The organism is Mammaliicoccus sp. RAM2, assembly GCF_045897195.1.
Taxonomy (GTDB): Bacteria; Bacillota; Bacilli; order Staphylococcales; family Staphylococcaceae; genus Mammaliicoccus; species Mammaliicoccus sciuri.
The window spans coordinates 157907-180079 of record NZ_JBJNWI010000002.1 but is presented as its reverse complement, the minus strand read 5'-3'; the positions used below and the strand labels follow the sequence as shown (position 1 = coordinate 180079).

Below are 22173 nucleotides of genomic sequence, written 5' to 3'. Positions count from 1 at the left end.
CTTATTATATAGTGAGATATGATAAAATATAATCAATATAAAGATGGAGGTATCTTATCGTGGAAAAATTGGTACTGATTGATGGTAATAGTTTATCATTTAGGGCATTTTTTGCTTTGCCTTTATTAACAAATAAAGCTGGCGTTTATACGAATGCTATATATGGTTTTACAATGATTTTAGATAAAATAATCAAAGAAGAAGAGCCAACTCATTTTATGGTTGCTTTTGATGCTGGAAAAACAACTTTCAGAAATAATATGTACAGTGAATATAAAGGTGGTCGTGAGAAGACGCCGGATGAATTAAGAAGCCAATTACCATATATCCGACAACTTGTGGAAAGTTATCATATTAAACATTATGAATTAGAAAATTATGAAGCAGATGATATTATCGGTACATTATCTCGTGAAGCGGATGAGAAAAATATTAAGACAATTATTATTACGGGTGACCGAGATTTAACTCAGTTAGCAAGTGAAAATGTAACGATTTATTATACTAAAAAAGGTGTAACAGATATTGATCATTACACACCTGAATTTATCGCTGAAAAATATGACGGTTTAGTACCTAACCAAATCATTGATATGAAAGGGCTTATGGGTGATAAGTCAGATAATATACCAGGTGTGCCTGGAATTGGTGAAAAGACAGCAATTAAATTACTGAAACAGTTTGAAACTGTAGAAGGTGTATATGAAAACATTGATGAGTTAAAGAAATCAAAGATGAAAGAAAAATTAATAGATAACGAAGACAATGCCAAGTTAAGTAAAGAGCTTGCTACGATTAATCGTGAGTCTCCTATTGAAGTTACAATAGATGAGTTGAAACTTACAGATCAAAATAATGACGAGAAGATAAAGTTATTTAAGACATTAGAATTCAAACAATTGCTTGATCAAATGGATGCAAGTGCTGAAGCAACAGATGACCGTGAGATTGAATATTCAACTCAAATTGATGACTTTGATTTTGATAGTGTGACTGAAGCGGCTATTCATTTTGAAACGAACGAAGCTAACTATTTAAAAGCAGATATACTTGGATTTGCTATTCATGCAAATGACGAAACATATGTTGTTTCTCCTGATGTTTTAAAAGAGCATAAAAAATTACAACAATGGCTTGAAAATGATCAAGTAACATTTGCAACATATGACGCTAAAAAGACGATTATTTTATGTAAAAGGTTAGGTATCGAAATTAATGGTATTCAGTTCGATACAATGTTAGCAAGTTATATTTTAGATCCTTCTAGAACAATTGATGATGTATACTCAGTCGTATCAGAATTTGGCATCTATTATGTACCGAATGATGAAAGTATATATGGCAAAGGTAAAAAGTTGCACGTCCCTGAACAAGATATGCTTTTTGAAAGTATCGCTAAAAAGGTAACGGCAGTTTATGAAACAAAAGATAAAATGATTCAATTACTAGATGAAAAAGATCAATTAAGTCTACACGATGACTTGGAATTACCGTTAGCACGTGTATTAGCTGAAATGGAATATATCGGCATAACGGTTGATAAAGATACTTTAGTTGAAATGCAAGAAGATTTGAAAGTACGTATCGATAAATTGATTGAACAAATTCATCATCATGCTGGTTCGGAATTCAATATTAATTCACCAAAGCAGTTAGGTGTCGTATTATTTGAAGATTTAAAACTACCAATTATTAAAAAGACAAAGACAGGTTATTCAACTGCAGTTGATGTGTTAGAACAATTGCGTAATGAACATCCAATTATTGAAGATATATTAGTCTATAGACAGCTAGCTAAACTTCAGTCTACTTATATTGAAGGATTACAAAAAATGATTACGTCTGAAGGGAAGATTCATACGAGATTTAATCAAACATTAGCTCAAACGGGTCGTTTAAGTTCAGTTGATCCTAATTTACAAAATATACCTATAAGATTAGAAGAAGGTAGAAAAATTAGAAAAGCATTTAGACCAAGTAAAGAGAATCACGTAATATTTGCTGCTGACTATTCTCAAATTGAATTACGTGTATTAGCAGATATTACAGGCGACGAACATATGAAAGAGGCATTTACTGCTAATGCAGATATCCATACGACAACTGCAATGCGTGTGTTTAATGTGAGTAAAGATGAAGTAACGTCAAATATGAGAAGACAAGCAAAAGCAGTTAACTTTGGTATTGTATATGGTATTAGCGACTATGGTTTAAGTCAAAGTTTAGGTATTACAAGAAAAGCTGCCAAACAATTTATTGATGATTACTTAGATAGTTTCCCTAAAGTAAAAGAATATATGGATACAATCGTACAAGATGCTAAACAAAAAGGTTATGTAGAAACGCTACTTCACAGAAGAAGATATACACCAGACATAACAAATCGTAACTTTAATTTAAGAAGTTTTGCTGAGAGAACAGCTATGAATACACCAATTCAAGGTAGTGCAGCGGATATTATTAAATTAGCAATGGTACAATTTGCGAATAATATGAAAGATAAAGATTTTAAAGGTAAATTATTATTACAAGTACACGATGAATTAATATTTGAAGTTCCAGAAGATGAATTAGAAGCATTCCAACCGTTTGTAGAAGATATTATGGATAATGCACTCGAGTTATCTGTGCCATTAAGTGTAGAATCTAGTTCAGGACAAACTTGGTATGATGCTAAATAATAAAAGGAAAGAAGATTATATATGCCAGAGTTACCAGAAGTAGAAAGTGTTAAAAAAGTGATAGAACCTAAAATTGTCGGTGCCACAATACAAAAAGTAACTTTTTCAGAAAAAGTTGAATTGGGCAAATCGACAGGTAAAGAAACAATTATTAAAGGTAGTTCTTTAGCTTTATTCAAAGAACGTACTGAGCATTACAAGATTATAAGTGTATATCGTAGAAGTAAATATATTTTTATGGAAATAGATAACGGTGAAAATAGCAATGTTATTATGTGTCACTTTGGTATGACGGGGGCATTCTTTACAGTTCCAGAATTAAGTCATATTGAAGTTGATAACCATAGGAAGCATTGGCACGTCATATTTGAATTAGATAACGGATTACAGCTTATTTACACAGATATTAGAAGGTTCGGTGAATTAAGAGCATTAGAAGATTTAAGTGAATATCCTTCAGTCTTAAAGATTGCACCAGAACCGTTTGTTGAAGAAGCTTACCAACATTACTTAAATAAAGTAATGTCAAATAAATTTATAAATAAACCAATTAAAGTCGCGATATTGGACCATACAGTTATTTCAGGTTGCGGTAACATTTATGCTTGTGAAGCTTTGCTAAGAGCAGGTGTTCTTCCAATGAGACCAGTGAAAGACTTAACTTCAAAAGAGTGTAAAGTGGTCTTTGATGAAGTGGTTAACGTGTTACAAGAGGGTATCGATAACGGTGGTTCAAGTATATCTGATTACTACAATGCAGATGGTGAAAAAGGGACAATGCAAGAAAAGCATAGAATATATGGTAAAAAAGTGTGCGGCCAATGTGGTGGGCAAGTATTACAAAAAGTCATTGCCACAAGAAACACGCACTATTGTCCAAATTGTCAAAAGTAGGTGTAAAAATGGCGAAAGTAATAGGTTTAACTGGAGGTATTGCAACTGGAAAGTCTACAGTATCTCATATTTTAAAAGATAAAGGATTTTATATAGTAGATGCCGATGTAGCCAGTCGAAAAGCAGTCGAAAAAGGAAGCGTTGGTCTACAACAAGTTAAAGAAGTATTTGGAGAAGAAGCAATTATAGATGGTGAAATGAATAGACAATATGTTGGATCTATCGTATTCAAAGATCCAACAATGCGAGAAAAACTAAACAATATTATTCATCCGATAGTAAGAACAATAATGGATAAAGAAAAAGAAGAGGCATTAAGTAATGGTAAAAATGTCATAATGGATATTCCGTTATTGTTTGAGAACAAACTGCAAAATACAGTCGATGAAACTTGGTTAGTTTATACAAATCAAGAAACTCAAATATTACGTCTTAAAGAACGTAATCAGTTAAGTGATGAAGAAGCAGAAGCAAGAATTCAATCACAAATACCAATAGATGAAAAGAAAACATTAGCTGATTGTATTATTGATAACAATGGAACTTTAAACGACTTACGTCATAATATTAATGATTTACTTAAAAGTAAGGCATTAAATCTTTAAAATTAAATAAGCTTGATATGAAAGTGGATGGATAGCATTTGTTATTCATCTACTTTTTTAATTTATTTAAGAAAAAGATAATAGAAAACGTTTTCAACAAACTTTTAATGTGATATACTAATTGCAATAAATAGTATATCACATTAAAAGGAGTTCTCGACTATGAAGAAAAATATCGCAATTAATGGTTTAGGAAGAATTGGAAGAATGGTCTTAAGAGGTGCACTTAAATCAAATGATTTAAATATTGTGGCTATTAATGCTTCATATCCAGCAGAAACAATTGCTCATTTAATTAAGTATGATTCTACACATGGCAAATTAGATGGAGAAATTAAAGCAGTTGAAGATGGCATCATCATTGATGGTCATAAAATTTTACTTGTATCTGAAAGAGATCCTAAATTATTACCGTGGGGAACTTTAGGAATTGATATTGTTATAGAAGCAACTGGTAAATTTAATCATGGAGATAAAGCAATCGCACATATTGACGCTGGCGCTAAAAAAGTTATTTTAACAGGACCATCTAAAGGTGGACATGTTCAAACAATTGTTAAAGGTGTAAATGACGATGCGCTCGATTTAAATGATTTTGATATTGTTTCAAATGCATCTTGTACAACGAATTGTTTAAGCCCGGTAGCCAAAGTTTTAAATGATACATTTGGAATCGAAAATGGATTAATGACAACTGTACATGCATTTACAAATGACCAAAAGAACTTAGATAATCCTCATAAAGATTTGAGAAGAGCACGTTCTTGTACGGACAGTATCATTCCAACTTCAACAGGTGCAGCAAAAGCATTGTCACTTGTACTACCTGAATTAGAAGGAAAAATGCACGGAATGGCATTAAGAGTACCAACATCTAATGTTTCACTTGTAGATTTAGTTGTAGATTTAAAACAAAATGTAACAGTTGAAGAAGTGAATGAAGCATTACGTCAAGCTAGTAAAGGGCCATTAAAAGGAATAATGGATATTAATGATGAACCACTTGTTTCAATTGATTTCAAAACAAATCCACATTCAGCAATCGTTGACGAACAATCTACAATGGTCATTGCAGATAATAAAGTGAAAGTACTCGCTTGGTATGATAATGAATGGGGATACTCAATGAGAGTTGTAGAACTTGCAGAACAAGTTGCTCAAATACTTGCAGAAGTGAGAGAACAAAAAATTTCATAAGTGATATAAGTTACATTTAAAACGTAATGTGGTAAATTAAATACCGCATTACGTTTTTTATTTAATAATAATACTGTTAAGTATCTATAAGTGCATTTTGAAAAGTAGTGAGCGTTTAAAAAAATAACAAACTACTGTATAATCAACCTATGTAATAAGTATATGAGGGGTGAAACGAATGAGATGTCCAAACTGTAAATATGAAAATTCTAAAGTTGTAGACTCTAGACACGCGGATGATTTAGTGGCAATTAGAAGACGAAGAGAATGTGAATCATGTGGATTTCGTTTCACAACTTTTGAAAGAGTAGAGCTCACACCTTTAATCGTCGTAAAAAAAGACGGCGCAAGACAAACATTTAATAGAGATAAAATATTAAACGGTTTAGTACGTTCTTGTGAAAAAAGACCAGTTGCTTATCAAAAATTAGAAGAAATTACAAATCAAGTTGAAAAAGAATTAAGATCTGAAGGTAATACTGAAGTATCTTCAAATGATATTGGTGAAAAAGTTATGGAACATTTAATGGATGTCGATCAAGTTTCTTATGTAAGATTTGCATCAGTATATAGAGAATTTAAAGATGTCGATCAATTATTAAAGTCAATGCAAGGCATATTGAAAGACCGAAAGTAAGGTGAGTATTAATGGCGGAATATTTTAGTGGTATCAAGCCAAGTGATGGCTTCTATGTTAAATCGAATTATAATTATACACATGTACATCAAGATATATTAGTTAGTTTATATACGCCATTAATTGGAACTGATGCAATTGGTGTTTATTTATATTTATCGCAGTTTAATTATCATCATGAAACAGAAGCGTATAATCATTATACAATTATGAATGATTTAAGAATTAATCTGTCTAGCTTTAGAGATGCTTTAGACTTGTTAGAAGGTATTGGCTTACTCAAGACGTATTTTAAGACGAATCAAGAAGCTCAATCATTTATTTATCAATTAGAGCAACCTGCTACAGCAGAGCAATTCTTTAATGATCCTTTATTATCTGTATTTTTATATCAACAAATTGGTAAGGCGAGATATATTAGGTTAAAAAATAGATATAAAGATGACAGTGTGACAACTCAAGGCTTTCATGAAGTGACTAAGAGCTTTACTGATGTATTTAAAGTGCCAAAGTTGACGAATGCTGAACAACAAGATGATATCAATATTCGACCGGAATATAAAAGTAAAGGACTCGATCTGTCAGACGTTCAATTTGATTTTGAAATGTTAGAATTATTGTTGAGTAATCATTTGATTTCTAAAGAAATTTTAAATAAACAGACGAAAGAAGTAATCATACAAATTGCTACTTTATACGGTATTACACCGGTTGAAATGAAGTCTATTATCTTAAAATCCATTACAGAAAACCAAACGATTTCACTACAAGATTTAAGAAAACATGCACGTACAATTTATCAAATAGAGCATGAAGGTGAACTGCCAACATTAGATTTAAAAAATGAAAAACCTAAAGCAAATACGCATTCTGAAAACAGCGAAGTGAACTCCTTGTTGTCTTGGTTTGAATTGTTGGATACGACAAGCCCAATAGAAGTATTATCATCATTTACCCAGTCTGAACCGACAATTGCACAAAAGAGAACTGTTGAAGATATTATTACACGCGAAAAATTACCATACGGTGTGATTAACATCTTGTTAGAGTATGTAATGTTTAAAAATAATATGCAATTACCGAAAGCATATATTGAAGAAATTGCTTCGAATTGGAAGAAACTTAAATTATCCTCAGCTGAAGAAGCCTATCATTATGTTAAAAATCTTGATAAACAAAAAGCTGAGAAGAAAAAAGAACGTAAAAATAATGCAAATAACCCTTATAAATTAAAATCAATTGAAAAGACACCAGAATGGTTATTAAAACAAAAATCTTCTGAATCAACTAAAGAAGAGAAACAAAATGATCATGAATCTGATGCTGCGTTTGAAAAAAGAAAACAAGCGCTTCAAAAAGAATTGGAAGCTTTTTGGAAAGAAGGTGATCAATAATGGAACCACTTGGACAACATTTAAAACAAAATAAAGATTTTCAAAAACGATTAGAAAAAATTAAAAAAGATACATTATCTCATAAAGAGGTAAAAGCATTTTTAGAAGAACATCAATCTGAATTAACGAACGAAATGATTGATAGAGATTTAGATCAATTACAAGCATATAAAGATCAATCGAAATGTTGTGAGAAATGTGGTAGTTATGGCACTTGTATCAACTTTGTGAAAGGTCATGTACCTGAACTATACATTGAGAATGACCACATCAAAACGAGATACTTACCTTGTCCGAACAAAATCGAATACGATGAACAAAGGTTTGAATCAAGTTTAGTGACATCATTCCAAATGCCTGAAGAAACGTTGAAAGCGACAATTAAAGATATATACATCGAAAATGAGTCTCGTATGCAAATCATTAAGAAAGCTATGGATATTTGTAATAAAATTGTAGCAGGTGAAGAAGTTAAAGGGCTATATATACATGGTCCATTCGGAACGGGTAAATCGTATATATTAGGTGCAATTTCGAATCAGTTAAAAGTTAAAAAGCAACCTTCAACGATTATATATTTACCTGAATTTATTAGAGTGCTTAAAAATGGATTTAATGATGGATCGTTCAGTAGTCGATTTGAAGCGGCACGTGAAGCTAAAGTGTTGATGCTAGATGATATCGGTGCAGAAGAACTGACGCCATGGGTTCGTGATGAAATATTGGGTCCATTATTGCATTATAGAATGGTTCATAAATTACCGACATTCTTTAGTTCGAATTTTAACTTTGATGAATTAGAATTCCATTTGAGCAAAACACGACAAGGTGCAGAGATTACAAAAGCTAGTCGAATTATGGAACGCATCAAAACAATCTCTGAACCATATGAATTAGATGGTAAAAACTATCGCGCTTAATTTTAGCTTGATATTTTACAGTAGAGTTGTATAATTGAATTATCGTAAATGAATATACAAATTTAGAGGACATGACGTCTATAAAGCATTCACAGAGAGTCTCATTGAGCTGAAATTGAGATAATGCAATATAAATAGTTACTCCCTCAATACATGATGTGTTAATCCACATTCGGCTCAAGACCGTTATCTTATGTAGAGTTATCGTACTTATACGTTAAGTGCGTTAATGAGGGTGGTACCGCGAGAGATTTCGTCCCTTTGGATGAGGTCTCTTTTTTGTGTTCTTTAATAAAAAAGAGGAGGAAGTCGTTATGAGTGAGATAAATATTAAGTTTCCGGATGGTAATGTGAAAGGGTTTGAACAAGGCACAACTACTGAAGAAATCGCACAATCCATTAGTCCAGGTTTAAGAAAGAAAGCTGTAGCAGGTAAATTTAATGGACAATTAGTAGATTTAACAAGACCTTTAGAAAATGATGGAGAAATTGAAATTGTTACACCTGGAAGCGATGAAGCTTTGGAAGTGTTAAGACATTCAACTGCACATTTAATGGCCCAAGCTTTACAAAGATTATATGGTGATGTGAAGTTTGGCGTAGGTCCTGTAATCGAAGGTGGGTTCTACTACGATGTAGATACAGAACATAAAATTTCTAGTGACGACTTTGAAACAATCGAAAAAGAAATGAAACAAATTGTGAATGAAAACTTTAAAATTGAACGTAAAGTTGTAAGTCGTGATGAAGCGAAAGCATTCTTTAAAAGTGATGAATATAAATTAGAATTAATTGATGCTATTCCTGAAGATGAAAATGTAACACTTTATTCTCAAGGTGAATTTACAGATTTATGTCGCGGTGTACATGTGCCTTCAACTTCAAAAATTAAAGAATTCAAATTATTATCTACTGCAGGTGCTTATTGGAGAGGTGACTCAAACAATAAGATGTTGCAACGTATTTATGGAACAGCATTCTTTGATAAAAAAGACTTAAAAGCATACTTGAAAGTATTAGAAGAAAGAAAAGAACGTGATCACCGTAAAATCGGTAGAGAATTAGAATTATTTACAACTAATCAAGATGTAGGTGCTGGTTTACCTTTATGGTTACCAAATGGCGCAACTATTAGACGTGAATTAGAACGTTATATTGTAGATAAAGAAGTCGCTATGGGTTATGACCACGTTTATACACCAATTATGGCTAATGTAGAATTCTATAAGAAATCTGGACATTGGGATCACTATCACGAAGATATGTTCCCTACAATGGATTTAGGTAATGAAGAACTTGTGCTTAGACCTATGAACTGTCCACATCACATGATGATTTATAAAAATAGTCGTCATTCATATAGAGAGTTACCAATTCGTATAGCAGAATTAGGTATGATGCATAGATATGAAGCAAGTGGTGCAGTATCTGGATTACAACGTGTAAGAGGTATGACTTTAAATGACGCACATATCTTTGTTCGTCCAGACCAAATTAAAGAAGAATTTAAACGCGTTGTTAATATGATTCTTGATGTGTATAAAGATTTCGGATTCGAGGACTATACATTCAGATTAAGTTATCGTGATCCTGAAGATAAAGAAAAATACTTCGATGATGACGAAATGTGGAATAAAGCGCAAGCAGTTCTTAAAGAAGTAATCGATGAAATGGCATTACCATATGAAGAAGCAATCGGTGAAGCGGCATTCTACGGTCCTAAATTAGACGTTCAAGTTAAAACAGCAATGGGTAAAGAAGAAACTTTATCTACTGCACAATTAGACTTCTTATTACCACAAAAATTTGATTTAACTTACATTGGTAATGATGGTGAAGAACATCGTCCAGTTGTTATTCATAGGGGCGTTATTTCTACAATGGAAAGATTTACTGCATTCTTAATAGAAGAAACTAAAGGTGCATTCCCACTTTGGTTAGCACCAAAACAAGTGGAAATTATACCTGTAAATGTTGACTTACATTACGATTATGCAAGAGCATTAAATGATGAATTGAAATCTCAAGGTGTACGTGTTCATATTGACGACCGTAACGAGAAAATGGGATATAAAATTCGTGAAGCTCAAATGCAAAAAATACCGTACCAAATCGTTGTTGGTGATAAAGAAGTTGAAAACCAAGAAGTAAATGTACGTCAATACGGATCAAAAGATTCAAATACAGTTGAAAAAGACGAGTTTATCTGGAATATTGTGGATGAAATTCGACTAAAAAAGTAATAGCCTATTGAAATTTCTGGAATCATCGGGTATAGTTTTAATAGTGAAATTTAATTAAATATTCCTCAGTAATGAGTTAGAGGTTGCGATGCTCAAGAGTAATTATTCAGAAGCGTAATGGCGCGTATGTTGAAATAACGAAAGGGTGCATCGCCGAAACAAATCATATCCATAATATGATTTGTTGGGCCAGTGTTTAATAGATACTGGACTGTCACACTAAGTGATGTGCTACCAATTTGTATGGAATGTTCATATATCGGTCGCATATCTCAAGAGATATGCGACTTTTTTAGTGGCTCGATTGTGGAATGGAGAAAGGAAATAGCAATGAATCAAGAAAAATCAACGAACAATATTCAAAGGAAACTCAAAGATAGACATATCTCTATGATAGCCATCGGTGGTTGTATTGGTACAGGTTTATTTATGACTTCTGGCGGAGCAATTAGAGATGCTGGACCGGGTGGTGCATTACTAGCATATGCAATAGTTGGCTTGATGGTCTTCTTCCTTATGACATCATTAGGAGAAATGGCAACTTATTTACCAGTCTCTGGTTCTTTTAGTACTTACGCAACACGATTTGTCGATCCATCACTAGGATTTGCTTTAGGATGGAACTATTGGTTTAACTGGGTTATCACAGTTGCAGCTGATATCACAATTGCATCTCAAGTTGTGAGTTATTGGGAACCACTAGAAATCGTTCCATCATGGTTATGGAGTGTCATTTTTATGGCTATTATATTTGGCCTTAATGCACTTTCAGTTAGAGTATACGGGGAAAGTGAATACTGGTTTGCATTTATTAAAGTAGCGACAGTTATTATTTTCATTGGTGTAGGTTTATTAACGATATTCGGCTTATTAGGTGGCGAATACTTAGGTTTTGATAACTTTGTAGCAGGTGACGCACCGTTCTTAGGTGACTCGAATGTTAATACTTTCTTACTTGTATTAGGTGTATTCTTAGTTGCAGGATTTTCATTCCAAGGTACCGAGTTGATTGGTATTACAGCTGGAGAATCTGAAAATCCTGAAAGAGCAGTACCTAAAGCGATTAAACAAGTATTCTGGAGAATTTTATTATTTTATATTTTAGCAATCTTTGTAATTGGTATGATTATTCCTTATACAAATCCAAACTTAATGGGTGGAGACGAAATTGCGAAATCACCATTTACTCTTGTATTTGAGAATGCTGGTTTAGCATTTGCAGCTTCATTTATGAATGCTGTCATTTTAACTTCAGTATTATCAGCAGGTAACTCTGGTATGTATGCTTCAGTTAGAATGCTATTTTCAATGAGTAAAGATAAATTAGCTTCACCAGTATTTTCAAAAACAAATAAATCAGGTGTACCTTACACAGCATTATTTGCAACAGCAGTAGTTGTTGTTCTTATATTTGCAATTGAGCATTTAAGTGGTGGCGCATATGAATATATTATTGCAGCTTCAGGTATGACTGGCTTTATTGCATGGTTAGGAATCGCAATCAGTCATTATAGATTTAGAAGAGCATTTGATCTACAAGATTATGATAAGACAAAATTAAAATATAAAGCTAAATGGTTCCCATTTGGTCCATTGTTTGCTTTTGTATTATGTGCGATTGTAATCGTAGGGCAAGATGTTGATTTCATCCAAACTGGTGAATTCGAACCAAGAAGATTCTTTATTACTTATATGGGTATTCCTGTATTTTTAGCATTTTATATTTTTCATAAACTAAAATACAGAACCAAAATGATTCCACTTGATAAAGTTGACTTAAGTCAAGATGTGGATATGAAAGAATTTGAAAAGAATATTAAATAAACATTGACATAAGGGTTTATAATTGGTAAGATAAGTTTTGTTGAATACGAAACGGACCAAGTAGAAGCATACCCGCTTCTCACCTGTAGTGACGCGTAAAGCAGTTAGCAGGTACAATAAACCTTTAAAGTTTATGGATGAGAACGGGTGCATTATGCATTCGTTCTTTTTTTCTTGGACGACTTCGTAAAATTCTAGGAGGTGTCAACCATAGCTAAAGATCAGACTCAAGTAAACGACAAAATTCGTGCAAAAGAACTTCGCCTTATTGGCCAAGATGGTGAGCAAATTGGTGTTAAATCTAAATATGAAGCCCTTGAAATGGCTGAAAGAGTAGATTTAGACGTTGTAATCGTAGCGCCTAATGCTAAACCACCTGTTGCAAGAATTATGGATTACGGTAAATACAAATTCGAACAGCAGAAGAAAGAAAAAGAAATGCGTAAGAAACAAAAAGTAGTCAATGTTAAAGAAATTCGATTAAGTCCAACTATCGAAGAACATGACTTCGAAACTAAATTGAAACATGCTCAAAAATTCTTATCTAAAGAAGATAAAGTTAAAGTATCTATTAGATTTAGAGGTCGTGCAATCACGCATAAAGAAATTGGTCAACGTGTGTTAGAACGCTTTGCAGAATCTTGTAAAGACATAGCAACAGTTGAACAAAGACCTAAAATGGAAGGGCGTTCAATGTTCTTAATGTTAGCGCCGATTTCAAACGACAAATAAACCGAAATTATAGGAGGAAATCTCAATGCCTAAAATGAAAACTCATCGTGGAGCAGCAAAACGTGTTAAAAGAACTGGTTCAGGTCAATTAAAACGTTCTAGAGCGTTCACTTCACACTTATTCGCAAACAAATCTACAAAAGCAAAACGTAAATTGCGTAAAGCTTCATTAGTTTCTAAATCAGATACTAAACGAGTTAAACAAATGTTAACGTACGTAAAATAATAAACATAGCGGACTAATGGTCCATTTTAAGGAGGAATTATCATGCCACGTGTTAAAGGTGGAACAGTGACGAGAGCTCGTCGTAAAAAAGTTTTAAAATTATCTAAAGGTTACTTTGGTTCAAAACATACATTATATAAAGTTGCTAAGCAACAAGTTATGAAATCTGGTAACTACGCTTACCGTGACCGTCGTCAGAAAAAACGTGAATTCCGTAAATTATGGATTGCACGTATTAATGCAGCAGCTCGTCAAAACGACATCAGCTATAGCCGTTTAATGAATGGTCTTAAAGTAGCTGGTATTGAAATTAACCGTAAAATGCTTTCTGAAATCGCTATTTCAGACGAAAAAGCATTTGCTGAATTAGCTACTAAAGCTAAAGACGCTTTAGCTAAATAATTGCATTTCATTGTTGTATAAGCTGTCAATAAAGTTATTAACTTTATTGATGGCTTTTTTTATGAAATAATAAAGTAGAAGATTCGTCTTCTTTACGCTTCAAATTCGCTTTGGTAAAATAGTGTAGAAATAAGAATAAGGAGTTTATTATGTCTAAATTTGATGAAATGATTACAGTAGTACCACGTAAATTAATATTTAAAAACGAAGCTTATCAATTTGATGGGTTTAAATCTATTCAAGATGAAGAAACTAAATATATTTATGAAACAATTAGTCAATTTGAAACAAAACGTCGTGGCGATATGGAAGAAGATCCTTCATATAAACAACTTATTTCATATTGCATATTAGAAAATGAGGACGACGAAGTACTTGTATATGAAAGATTAACTGGTGGTGGCGAAAGCCGATTACATGGTTTAAGTTCAATTGGAGTAGGCGGTCATATGAATGATGTCCCTGAAGCTGTAACAGTTGAAGAGGTCATCAGAGAGAATGCTGCAAGAGAACTTGAAGAAGAAGTTGGTTTAAATAAACAAGATGTAGCAAACATGGAGTTAATTGGATTTATAAACGATGATCAAGATGAAGTTGGAAAAGTTCATATTGGTGTTGTTTTTAAATTAAAGGTTAATAAATCTAGCGTTGAAGCAGTCGAAACAGACACGTTGAAAATCAAGTGGGCTGATCAATCAGAATTGTTAAATCATAAGAATTACGAAACATGGAGTAGTCTTATTATAGATGGTATATACAGAAGAGGTGAGTAACCTTGAGTGAAATTATTCCATTTCCAAAATTAAAAAAACAACTGGTTAACAATATTTATCTTGCGATCCGAAATGAACAATTTGATGAAGCATATGAATTGTTTGAGACGTATGAGCAACATTTTGAGATGGATGATGACCTATCAATAAAGAAATGTGAAGTCTTAAAATCTTGCGGTTACTATCTTGAATTGAGAGAAGAAGCAAGTATATTACTGAATCAAGGTCATCCATTATATGATAAAATAGTTATATATTTTGTAGAAAGTTTATACTTTTTAGAACAATATCAAACGGTAGTTGAAATTATTAATCAAATTAAAGATGAAAATATCGAACATGCTACTAGAATGGCATTGCTACCTATTCAAGATATGGCTAAAGAAAAGTTAAACCAAAGGCAATTGAAAGCTTCAGAGGTATTGAGAACATTTCAAGAAACACAATTTGAAGAACAAATTAACCTGCTTATTGACTTAATAGATCATCACTTAGGGATATTTAATTTAACTTTAGCTCAAATAATTGAGAATGAATTATTGCATCCTAATGTACAAAGTTTAATATTAGAATATTTAAGATTAAGTGAATGGTCAGCCGAAGTTAAATTCGATAAAATAGATGAGACTATTACAGTTATACCGACAGAATTACCAGGTATAGAAAGAACAAATTTTACACAAAATATCATTCCTAAAGTAATTGATCAACTTGAAATTGATAGCCCTTCATCTATAGAGTTAGCTAAAAGTTTATTAAATCAACATGCTATTATTATGTATCCAATTACACTAAATGATATAAATGATGATGTTTTAGTTGCATGTTACTTGAAACTTTTATCAGAACGTTTTAATATAGACGCTAACTACGAAAGTGTGACTCAACAAGATTGGGACATGTTCATTAAAGTCATTCAAAAATTACAATGAATATAAACACTATAGTTGAAACATTAGAAAGCTATGTTATAATTAAAGAGTTGAAAATTTATAAAATTAGGATAATCACGGAGGTTTTTATTCATGACAGCAACATGGGAAAAGAAAGAAGGTAACCAAGGTTTATTAACTGTTACGGTTCCTAAAGAAGAAGTAGATAAAGGATTAGACAAAGCATTCAAAAAAGTTGTTAAACAAATTAATGTGCCTGGTTTCCGTAAAGGTAAAATGCCTAGACCATTATTTGAACAAAGATTTGGTGTTGAATCATTATACCAAGATGCTTTAGATTTCATTTTACCTGAAGCATACGGTAATGCAGTAGAAGAGGCAGAAATCAACCCAGTTGATCGTCCAGAAATCGACGTTACACAAATGGAAAAAGGTAAAGAACTTATCTTTGAAGCAACTGTAACAGTTGAACCAGAAGTTGAATTAGGAGATTATAAAGGTCTTTCAATCGAGAAACAAGATCGTGAAGTAACTGACGAAGAATTCAATCAAGCAATTGAAGATGCAGTAAGCCGTCAAGCTGAATTAACAGTTAAAGAAGGCGAAATCGCTGAAGGAGACGTTGTTAACATTAACTTTGATGGTTATGTTGATGGTGAAGCTTTCGAAGGTGGTCAAGCAGAAGGTTATGATCTTGAAATTGGTTCTGGATCATTCATCCCTGGATTTGAAGAACAATTAATCGGTCTTAAAACTAATGATAGCAAAGATGTTGTTGTCACATTCCCAGAAGAATACCACGCTGAAGAATTAGCTGGTAAAGAAGCTACATTCAAATGTGAAGTTAACGAAGTAAAATCTAAAGAAATTCCAGAATTAGATGACGAGTTAGCGCAAGAACTTGACGAATCAGTTAGCACAGTTGATGACTATAAAGAAAAATTACGTAAAGACTTAGAAGAAGCTAAAGTTAATCAAGCAGAAGCAACTGAAAAAGAAGAAGCTATTACAAAAGCTACTGACAATGCAAAAGTTGATATTCCTGAAGCTATGGTTAATACAGAATTAGATCGTATGATGCAAGAATTTGAACAACGTATTTCTCAACAAGGTTTAAACCTTGAGTTATACTATCAATTCTCAGGTCAATCAGAAGAAGAACTTAAAGCACAAATGAAAGAAGATGCTGAAAAACGCGTTAAAACTAATTTAACTTTAAGAGCTATTGCTGATGCAGAGAATATCGAAGTTTCTGATGCAGATGTTGAAGCTGAATTCGCTAAAATGAGCGAACAATTTGGATTATCTGTTGAAGATATTAAAGCAACTTTAGGTAATAACGATATTTTAGTTAATGACCTTAAAATCCAAAAAGTTATCGATTTATTAGTAGCTGAATCAGCTGGAGAATAATAATTATTCGGTATTAAAGTAATTATAGTAGCAGAATATTTCTGCTACTATTCTTTTTTAGTCCGTTTAATTTGAAAAAGTAAAAAACATTTAGTATAGTCTAAAAAGAATAGGGGTGTAAAAATGTTTAAATTTAACGATGGTGAAGAAAACTTAAAATGTTCTTTCTGTGGTAAAGAACAGGATCAAGTTAAAAAACTTGTTGCTGGTAGTGGCGTATATATTTGTAATGAATGTATAGAATTGTGTTCTGAAATTGTAGAGGAAGAATTAAAGTCACAAGAACCAGAACAGTTTACTGATGTTCCTACACCTAAAGAAATTATGGAACAATTAAATGATTATGTTATCGGTCAAGAAAATGCGAAAAAATCATTAGCTGTAGCTGTTTATAATCATTATAAACGTGTACAACAACCTTCTGAAAACGAAGATGGTGTTGAATTACAGAAAAGTAATATCGCATTAATCGGACCTACTGGTAGTGGTAAAACATTGCTTGCACAAACGTTAGCTAAATCATTAAATGTACCATTTGCAATTGCAGATGCAACAAGTTTAACTGAAGCAGGTTACGTTGGTGAAGACGTTGAAAATATATTATTAAGATTAATCCAAGCAGCAGATTTCGATGTTGAAAGTGCTGAAAAAGGTATCATTTACGTCGATGAAATTGATAAGATTGCACGTAAATCAGAGAATACGTCAATTACGCGTGACGTATCTGGTGAAGGTGTACAACAAGCGTTGCTTAAGATTTTAGAAGGTACGACAGCAAGTGTACCGCCACAAGGTGGAAGAAAGCATCCAAACCAAGAGTTTATTCAAATAGATACAACAAATATTCTATTTATCCTTGGTGGTGCCTTCGATGGTATTGATGAAGTTATTAAACGTAGACTTGGTGAAAAAGTTATCGGCTTTAGTAGCTCAGGTGATGAAATTAGTGACGAAGAATCATTACTATCACAAATTAGACCAGAGGATTTACAGTCTTATGGATTAATTCCTGAATTTATTGGTAGAATTCCAATTGTAGCTAACCTTGAAACATTAGATGTTGATGCATTGAAAAATATTTTAACGCAACCTAAGAATGCGTTAGTTAAACAATATACTAAGATGCTTGAATTAGATGATGTTGAACTACAATTTGATGAACAAGCACTTACGGCTATTAGTGAATTAGCAATAGAACGTAAAACAGGTGCACGTGGACTTCGTTCAATTATTGAAGAAGCTTTAATCGATATTATGTTTGATATTCCATCTAGCTCTGATGTAAGTAAAGTTGTTATTACTGAAGATACAATTAGAGATCATAAATTACCAAACTTATATGATAGTGAAGGTAATTTAATCAACGATGAAAAAACATCAGCATAATCACATATGATTACCAAGGCTGAGACATGTTATTAACTGTCTCAGCCTTATTTAATGTTTTAAAGTGATTTGATTTAGCTAACGTTACTGTGTTTAAAATATAAGCAAGATAAGATATAATAAAAGAAACAAACTTGTAGGAGAAAACGATGAAAATTAATCCGAATAATGTAGATATTATAATCAGTGCAGTAGATCCGAAACAATATCCTGAGACTGGTTTGCCAGAAATAGCACTTAGCGGACGCTCAAATGTTGGTAAATCAACATTTATTAATACGTTAATTTCAAGAAAAAAAGTTGCAAGAACTTCATCGAAACCAGGTAAGACTCAGACATTAAATTTCTTTAATATCGATGAGCAACTTATCTTTGTAGATGTACCAGGTTATGGATATGCAAAAGTTAGTAAAAAACAAAGAGAACAGTTTGGTAAAATGATTGAGCAGTATTTAACAACTAGAGAAGCATTAAGATGTGTGATTCAATTAGTTGATATTAGACATAAACCAACTCAAGATGATGTGTTGATGTATAACTATCTGAAGCATTTTGAAATACCAACTATCGTCATTGCGACTAAAGAGGATAAAATTCCTAAAGGTAAAGTACAAAAGCATTTAAAAATCATTAGACAAACCTTAGAATTAGATCCTGAAGATAAATTGATTAGCTACTCATCTTTAAACAAAGATAAGACAGACAATATTTGGGCATTATTGTCACAATTTATTTAAACAAATCACTCACATTTCTAGATTAGAAATGTTATAATTTAGACATTGGACATAAATTAATGGGGGCGTTAGAAGTGCATGTTGTTGTAGTAAGCGTAAACTATAAGACTGCAGATGTTGCAATGCGTGAAAAACTAGCTTTTAATGATCAAGAAATTGAGAATGCGCTTGTAACACTAAACAATCAAAAATCTATATTAGAATGTGTAATCTTATCGACTTGTAATAGAACTGAAGTATATGCTGTTGTAGATCAAATCCACACTGGTAAATATTATATTCAGTCATTTTTAGCAGATTGGTTTGATCAATCATTAGATACAATTAAACAATATACAAATGTTTTAACTGAGAATGATGCAGTGGAACATTTATTTAGAGTGACTTCAGGATTAGATTCTATGGTTCTAGGAGAGACTCAAATCTTAGGTCAAATGAAAGACGCATTTCAAATTGCGCAAACAGAGGTTACAACTGGAACTATGTTTAACCGTCTATTTAAACAAGCAATTACTTTAGCTAAGCGTGCGCATCATGAGACTGATATTGCGTCAAATGCTGTTTCAGTATCTTATGCAGCTGTCGAATTATCTAAAAAGGTTTTAGGTAAATTAGATAATAAGAAAGCATTAATCATTGGTGCTGGGGAAATGGCTGAGTTAGCTGTTGCAAATTTAAATGGTAGTGGTGTTAATGACATTACTGTTTTAAATCGTACAGTAGCAAAAGCAGAATCACTTGCGATGCAGTATAAAGGTGTAGCGAAAAGCATCAATGAATTACAATGTTCATTAATGGAAGCGGATATTGTGATTAGTTCAACAAGTGCGGAACATTATGTATTAACTAAAGATATGATGCGTGATGTAGAGCGTTTTAGAAGAAATAAACCGTTAGTATTAATTGATATTGCGGTACCTAGAGATATAGACCCAGAAGTAAATGATTTAGAATTAATGTTTAATTACGATGTAGATGATTTAAACGGACTGGTTGATGCTAATTTAGCAGAACGTGAACAAGCAGCACGTGAAATTGAATTATTAATTGCTAAAGAAATTGATAAACATGAAGAATGGGTAAATATGCTAGGTGTTGTGCCAATTATTACGGCATTAAGAGATAAAGCATCACATATACAACAAGATACTATGATGAGTGTAGAAAGAAAGTTACCTGATATGACTGACAGAGAGCGTAAAGTTATTTCTAAACATATGAAAAGTATCGTCAATCAACTATTAAAAGATCCGATTACACAAGCAAAAGAATTATCAACGGACAAAAAATCAAAAGAAAAATTAGAATTATTCCAAGAAATCTTCAATATCTCAAGTGAAGTTGAGCGAATAAATGAAACTAAGAAAGAATTAAAACAAGATCAATTGTCTCCTAAAACAGTTGAATCTTAATACAAAATAATGGTGATGCTATGCAAGATGTAATTTCTGTACGTTTGCATGAAATAGTATTAATTATTTACATGATTTGTTTAGGGTGCTATTTTTATGACTTTATTCAAAAGAATTCTAAAGTTAGAAAGTTTGGGTATTATACGCTAGGGATTGTTTGGATTTTTCAAACAATCTTTTTGTGCATGTATATTGTTACAACTAAACAATTCCCTGTACTAACGATTTTCGAAGGATTTTATTTTTATACATGGATGATTATCACTGTTTCATTAGTTTTAAATTATTTTAAATCCACAGATTTAACAGTCTTTATTATCAATTTGATTGGGTTTGTATTTCTAGTTATTCATACATTTAGACCTGAACAGTATGACACAGAAAATACTGCAGCAAATATAATGAATGAATTACTTTTAATACATATTTCTTTAGCTATTTTAAGCTATGTTCTTTTTGCATTGAGTACATCACATGCAATTTTGTATTTGTTACAAAGAAAAAATTTAAAAGAGAAAAAATTTAATCAAAAGTTCTTTAGAATGGGCAGTATTGACCAATTAGAACAAAATGTGTTCAGATTTACATTAGTAGGATTTTTAGTCTTATTAATTAGTTTAATACTTGGCATTCAATGGGGACTTATTATAATTGGTAGTGAAATTTGGATTGATAGTAAAGTAATCGGTTCATTAATAGTCTTACTACTTTATGGTATTTATTTATTTTTAAGAGTAAGAAAATCAATCAACACAAAAACGTTAGTTATAGCAAATATTATGATGTTTCTCGTGTGTATGATAAATTATTTGGTGGTCTCAAAATTTTCAGGATTTCATCAATGGTTTAACTAAACAATGGTGGAGGAAATTATGCGTAAAATTATTGTAGGTTCTAGAAAAAGTAAATTAGCTATGACGCAGAGTCAGCAATTTATAGATAAATTAAAAGAAAAATACCCAGAATTAGATATTGAAATTAAAGAAATTGTTACTAAAGGTGACAAGATTGTTGATGTTCAATTATCTAAAGTCGGTGGTAAAGGATTATTCGTTAAGGAAATACAACAAGCATTATTCAATCATGAAATTGACTTTGCTATTCATTCCTTAAAAGATGTTCCAAGTGAATTGCCTGATGAATTAACACTAGGATGTATTCCAGAACGTGAAAATCCATTTGATGCATATATCGCAAATAACCACGTTAAACTTGCGGATTTGAAACCAGGTAGTATTGTTGGTACAAGTTCATTAAGACGTGGAGCGCAATTATTAGCAAAATATCCTCATTTAGAAATTAAGTGGATTCGTGGAAATATTGATACACGCTTAAATAAATTAGAAACTGAAGACTTCGATGCGATTATACTTGCTGCAGCTGGATTAAAACGTATGGGCTGGAGTGATGATATCGTTACTGAATATTTACAAGAAGATACGATGGTACCTGCTATAGGGCAAGGTGCACTAGGTATCGAATGTAGAAGTGATGATCAAGAATTATTAGATATTCTTAAATCAGTTCATGATGAGAATGTAGAAACATGTGTAACGTGTGAAAGAACTTTCTTAAATGAAATGGATGGTAGTTGTAAAGTGCCAATAGCTGGTTACGCAACTCTTGAAAATGATGAAATTTCATTTACAGGTTTAATCATGTCTCCAGACGGTAAAGAGAGATATGAATCAACAATAAAAGGAACTGACCCTGTGGAAATAGGTAAACAAGTTTCTGAAGAACTAAAAGCACAAGGTGCATATGAAATTATTAAGAAATTGAATGAAGAAGCATAATAAGGAGT

General features: G+C 32.2%; 20 protein-coding genes, 1 riboswitch and 1 other annotated feature. All 20 genes read left to right on the top strand.

Annotated features, from left to right (window positions below; all coding sequences use genetic code 11):
- Nucleotides 1-59: 59 nt before the first annotated feature.
- The gene (polA, locus tag ACJTHF_RS04080; protein WP_407812543.1) at nucleotides 60-2681 is read left to right on the top strand and encodes a DNA polymerase I; all 2622 of its coding nucleotides are present in this window, start codon (nucleotides 60-62) and stop codon (nucleotides 2679-2681) included.
- A 21-nt stretch (nucleotides 2682-2702) separates the two neighbouring features.
- Nucleotides 2703-3575 carry a DNA-formamidopyrimidine glycosylase gene (mutM, locus tag ACJTHF_RS04075; protein WP_078355895.1) on the top strand — a complete coding sequence of 291 codons (873 nt, stop codon included), beginning with the start codon at nucleotides 2703-2705 and terminating at the stop codon, nucleotides 3573-3575.
- 8 nt (nucleotides 3576-3583) lie between these two features.
- Complete coding sequence (gene coaE, locus ACJTHF_RS04070; protein WP_058592059.1) at nucleotides 3584-4180, top strand: dephospho-CoA kinase; 597 nt, start codon at nucleotides 3584-3586, stop codon at nucleotides 4178-4180.
- Nucleotides 4181-4342: 162 nt separating this feature from the next.
- Nucleotides 4343-5377, top strand: a complete 1035-nt coding sequence (locus ACJTHF_RS04065; RefSeq protein WP_058592060.1) for a glyceraldehyde-3-phosphate dehydrogenase — start codon at nucleotides 4343-4345, stop codon at nucleotides 5375-5377.
- 178 nt (nucleotides 5378-5555) lie between these two features.
- On the top strand, nucleotides 5556-6014 hold the full coding sequence (gene nrdR / locus ACJTHF_RS04060) for a transcriptional regulator NrdR (protein WP_025904300.1): 459 nt from the start codon (nucleotides 5556-5558) through the stop codon (nucleotides 6012-6014).
- A gap of 11 nt (nucleotides 6015-6025) precedes the next feature.
- Nucleotides 6026-7408: a replication initiation and membrane attachment family protein gene (locus ACJTHF_RS04055; protein WP_107609267.1), complete on the top strand. Its 1383-nt coding sequence runs from the start codon at nucleotides 6026-6028 to the stop codon at nucleotides 7406-7408.
- Nucleotides 7408-8328, top strand: a complete 921-nt coding sequence (gene dnaI, locus ACJTHF_RS04050; RefSeq protein ID WP_048539618.1) for a primosomal protein DnaI — start codon at nucleotides 7408-7410, stop codon at nucleotides 8326-8328. Before ACJTHF_RS04055 ends, dnaI begins: the two co-directional genes overlap by 1 nt.
- 314 nt (nucleotides 8329-8642) lie before the next feature.
- Complete coding sequence (thrS, locus tag ACJTHF_RS04045) at nucleotides 8643-10571, top strand: threonine--tRNA ligase (protein WP_232157106.1); 1929 nt, start codon at nucleotides 8643-8645, stop codon at nucleotides 10569-10571.
- Between the two features lie 69 nt (nucleotides 10572-10640).
- Nucleotides 10641-10813, top strand: a riboswitch (Lysine riboswitch).
- Nucleotides 10814-10901: 88 nt separating this feature from the next.
- Entirely contained in the window at nucleotides 10902-12395 is a 1494-nt protein-coding gene (locus ACJTHF_RS04040) for an amino acid permease (RefSeq protein WP_058592097.1), read from the top strand.
- Between the two features lie 52 nt (nucleotides 12396-12447).
- Nucleotides 12448-12573 (top strand) — a sequence feature (ribosomal protein L20 leader region).
- Between the two features lie 23 nt (nucleotides 12574-12596).
- Entirely contained in the window at nucleotides 12597-13127 is a 531-nt protein-coding gene (gene infC / locus ACJTHF_RS04035; protein WP_025904295.1) for a translation initiation factor IF-3, read from the top strand.
- A 25-nt stretch (nucleotides 13128-13152) separates the two neighbouring features.
- Nucleotides 13153-13353: a 50S ribosomal protein L35 gene (gene rpmI / locus ACJTHF_RS04030; RefSeq protein ID WP_016910907.1), complete on the top strand. Its 201-nt coding sequence runs from the start codon at nucleotides 13153-13155 to the stop codon at nucleotides 13351-13353.
- A 42-nt stretch (nucleotides 13354-13395) separates the two neighbouring features.
- Complete coding sequence (gene rplT / locus ACJTHF_RS04025) at nucleotides 13396-13755, top strand: 50S ribosomal protein L20 (protein WP_025904294.1); 360 nt, start codon at nucleotides 13396-13398, stop codon at nucleotides 13753-13755.
- 149 nt (nucleotides 13756-13904) lie between these two features.
- On the top strand, nucleotides 13905-14528 hold the full coding sequence (locus ACJTHF_RS04020) for an NUDIX domain-containing protein (protein ID WP_048539620.1): 624 nt from the start codon (nucleotides 13905-13907) through the stop codon (nucleotides 14526-14528).
- 2 nt (nucleotides 14529-14530) lie between these two features.
- Nucleotides 14531-15460: a hypothetical protein gene (locus tag ACJTHF_RS04015; protein ID WP_107609432.1), complete on the top strand. Its 930-nt coding sequence runs from the start codon at nucleotides 14531-14533 to the stop codon at nucleotides 15458-15460.
- A gap of 93 nt (nucleotides 15461-15553) precedes the next feature.
- The gene (gene tig, locus ACJTHF_RS04010) at nucleotides 15554-16834 is read left to right on the top strand and encodes a trigger factor (protein WP_232157118.1); all 1281 of its coding nucleotides are present in this window, start codon (nucleotides 15554-15556) and stop codon (nucleotides 16832-16834) included.
- Nucleotides 16835-16957: 123 nt separating this feature from the next.
- Nucleotides 16958-18220, top strand: a complete 1263-nt coding sequence (clpX, locus tag ACJTHF_RS04005; RefSeq protein WP_084755545.1) for an ATP-dependent Clp protease ATP-binding subunit ClpX — start codon at nucleotides 16958-16960, stop codon at nucleotides 18218-18220.
- Between the two features lie 149 nt (nucleotides 18221-18369).
- Nucleotides 18370-18957, top strand: a complete 588-nt coding sequence (yihA, locus tag ACJTHF_RS04000; RefSeq protein ID WP_025904289.1) for a ribosome biogenesis GTP-binding protein YihA/YsxC — start codon at nucleotides 18370-18372, stop codon at nucleotides 18955-18957.
- A gap of 74 nt (nucleotides 18958-19031) precedes the next feature.
- Nucleotides 19032-20369 carry a glutamyl-tRNA reductase gene (hemA, locus tag ACJTHF_RS03995; RefSeq protein ID WP_048539624.1) on the top strand — a complete coding sequence of 446 codons (1338 nt, stop codon included), beginning with the start codon at nucleotides 19032-19034 and terminating at the stop codon, nucleotides 20367-20369.
- A gap of 20 nt (nucleotides 20370-20389) precedes the next feature.
- The gene (locus ACJTHF_RS03990; RefSeq protein ID WP_048539625.1) at nucleotides 20390-21223 is read left to right on the top strand and encodes an inner membrane protein YpjD; all 834 of its coding nucleotides are present in this window, start codon (nucleotides 20390-20392) and stop codon (nucleotides 21221-21223) included.
- 18 nt (nucleotides 21224-21241) lie between these two features.
- Nucleotides 21242-22165, top strand: coding sequence for a hydroxymethylbilane synthase (gene hemC, locus ACJTHF_RS03985; protein WP_078355889.1), 924 nt, complete (start codon nucleotides 21242-21244; stop codon nucleotides 22163-22165).
- The last annotated feature ends 8 nt before the right edge of the window (nucleotides 22166-22173 follow it).

Excerpts from the sequence above, each read along its gene's own strand:
- mutM (WP_078355895.1), top strand. The coding sequence starts at position 2,703 with ATGCCAGAGTTACCAGAAGTAGAAAGTGTTAAAAAAGTGATAGAACCT.
- coaE (WP_058592059.1), top strand. The coding sequence starts at position 3,584 with ATGGCGAAAGTAATAGGTTTAACTGGAGGTATTGCAACTGGAAAGTCT.
- ACJTHF_RS04065 (WP_058592060.1), top strand. The coding sequence starts at position 4,343 with ATGAAGAAAAATATCGCAATTAATGGTTTAGGAAGAATTGGAAGAATG.
- nrdR (WP_025904300.1), top strand. The coding sequence starts at position 5,556 with ATGAGATGTCCAAACTGTAAATATGAAAATTCTAAAGTTGTAGACTCT.
- ACJTHF_RS04055 (WP_107609267.1), top strand. The coding sequence starts at position 6,026 with ATGGCGGAATATTTTAGTGGTATCAAGCCAAGTGATGGCTTCTATGTT.
- dnaI (WP_048539618.1), top strand. The coding sequence starts at position 7,408 with ATGGAACCACTTGGACAACATTTAAAACAAAATAAAGATTTTCAAAAA.
- thrS (WP_232157106.1), top strand. The coding sequence starts at position 8,643 with ATGAGTGAGATAAATATTAAGTTTCCGGATGGTAATGTGAAAGGGTTT.
- ACJTHF_RS04040 (WP_058592097.1), top strand. The coding sequence starts at position 10,902 with ATGAATCAAGAAAAATCAACGAACAATATTCAAAGGAAACTCAAAGAT.
- rpmI (WP_016910907.1), top strand. The coding sequence starts at position 13,153 with ATGCCTAAAATGAAAACTCATCGTGGAGCAGCAAAACGTGTTAAAAGA.
- rplT (WP_025904294.1), top strand. The coding sequence starts at position 13,396 with ATGCCACGTGTTAAAGGTGGAACAGTGACGAGAGCTCGTCGTAAAAAA.
- ACJTHF_RS04020 (WP_048539620.1), top strand. The coding sequence starts at position 13,905 with ATGTCTAAATTTGATGAAATGATTACAGTAGTACCACGTAAATTAATA.
- tig (WP_232157118.1), top strand. The coding sequence starts at position 15,554 with ATGACAGCAACATGGGAAAAGAAAGAAGGTAACCAAGGTTTATTAACT.
- clpX (WP_084755545.1), top strand. The coding sequence starts at position 16,958 with ATGTTTAAATTTAACGATGGTGAAGAAAACTTAAAATGTTCTTTCTGT.
- yihA (WP_025904289.1), top strand. The coding sequence starts at position 18,370 with ATGAAAATTAATCCGAATAATGTAGATATTATAATCAGTGCAGTAGAT.
- ACJTHF_RS03990 (WP_048539625.1), top strand. The coding sequence starts at position 20,390 with ATGCAAGATGTAATTTCTGTACGTTTGCATGAAATAGTATTAATTATT.
- hemC (WP_078355889.1), top strand. The coding sequence starts at position 21,242 with ATGCGTAAAATTATTGTAGGTTCTAGAAAAAGTAAATTAGCTATGACG.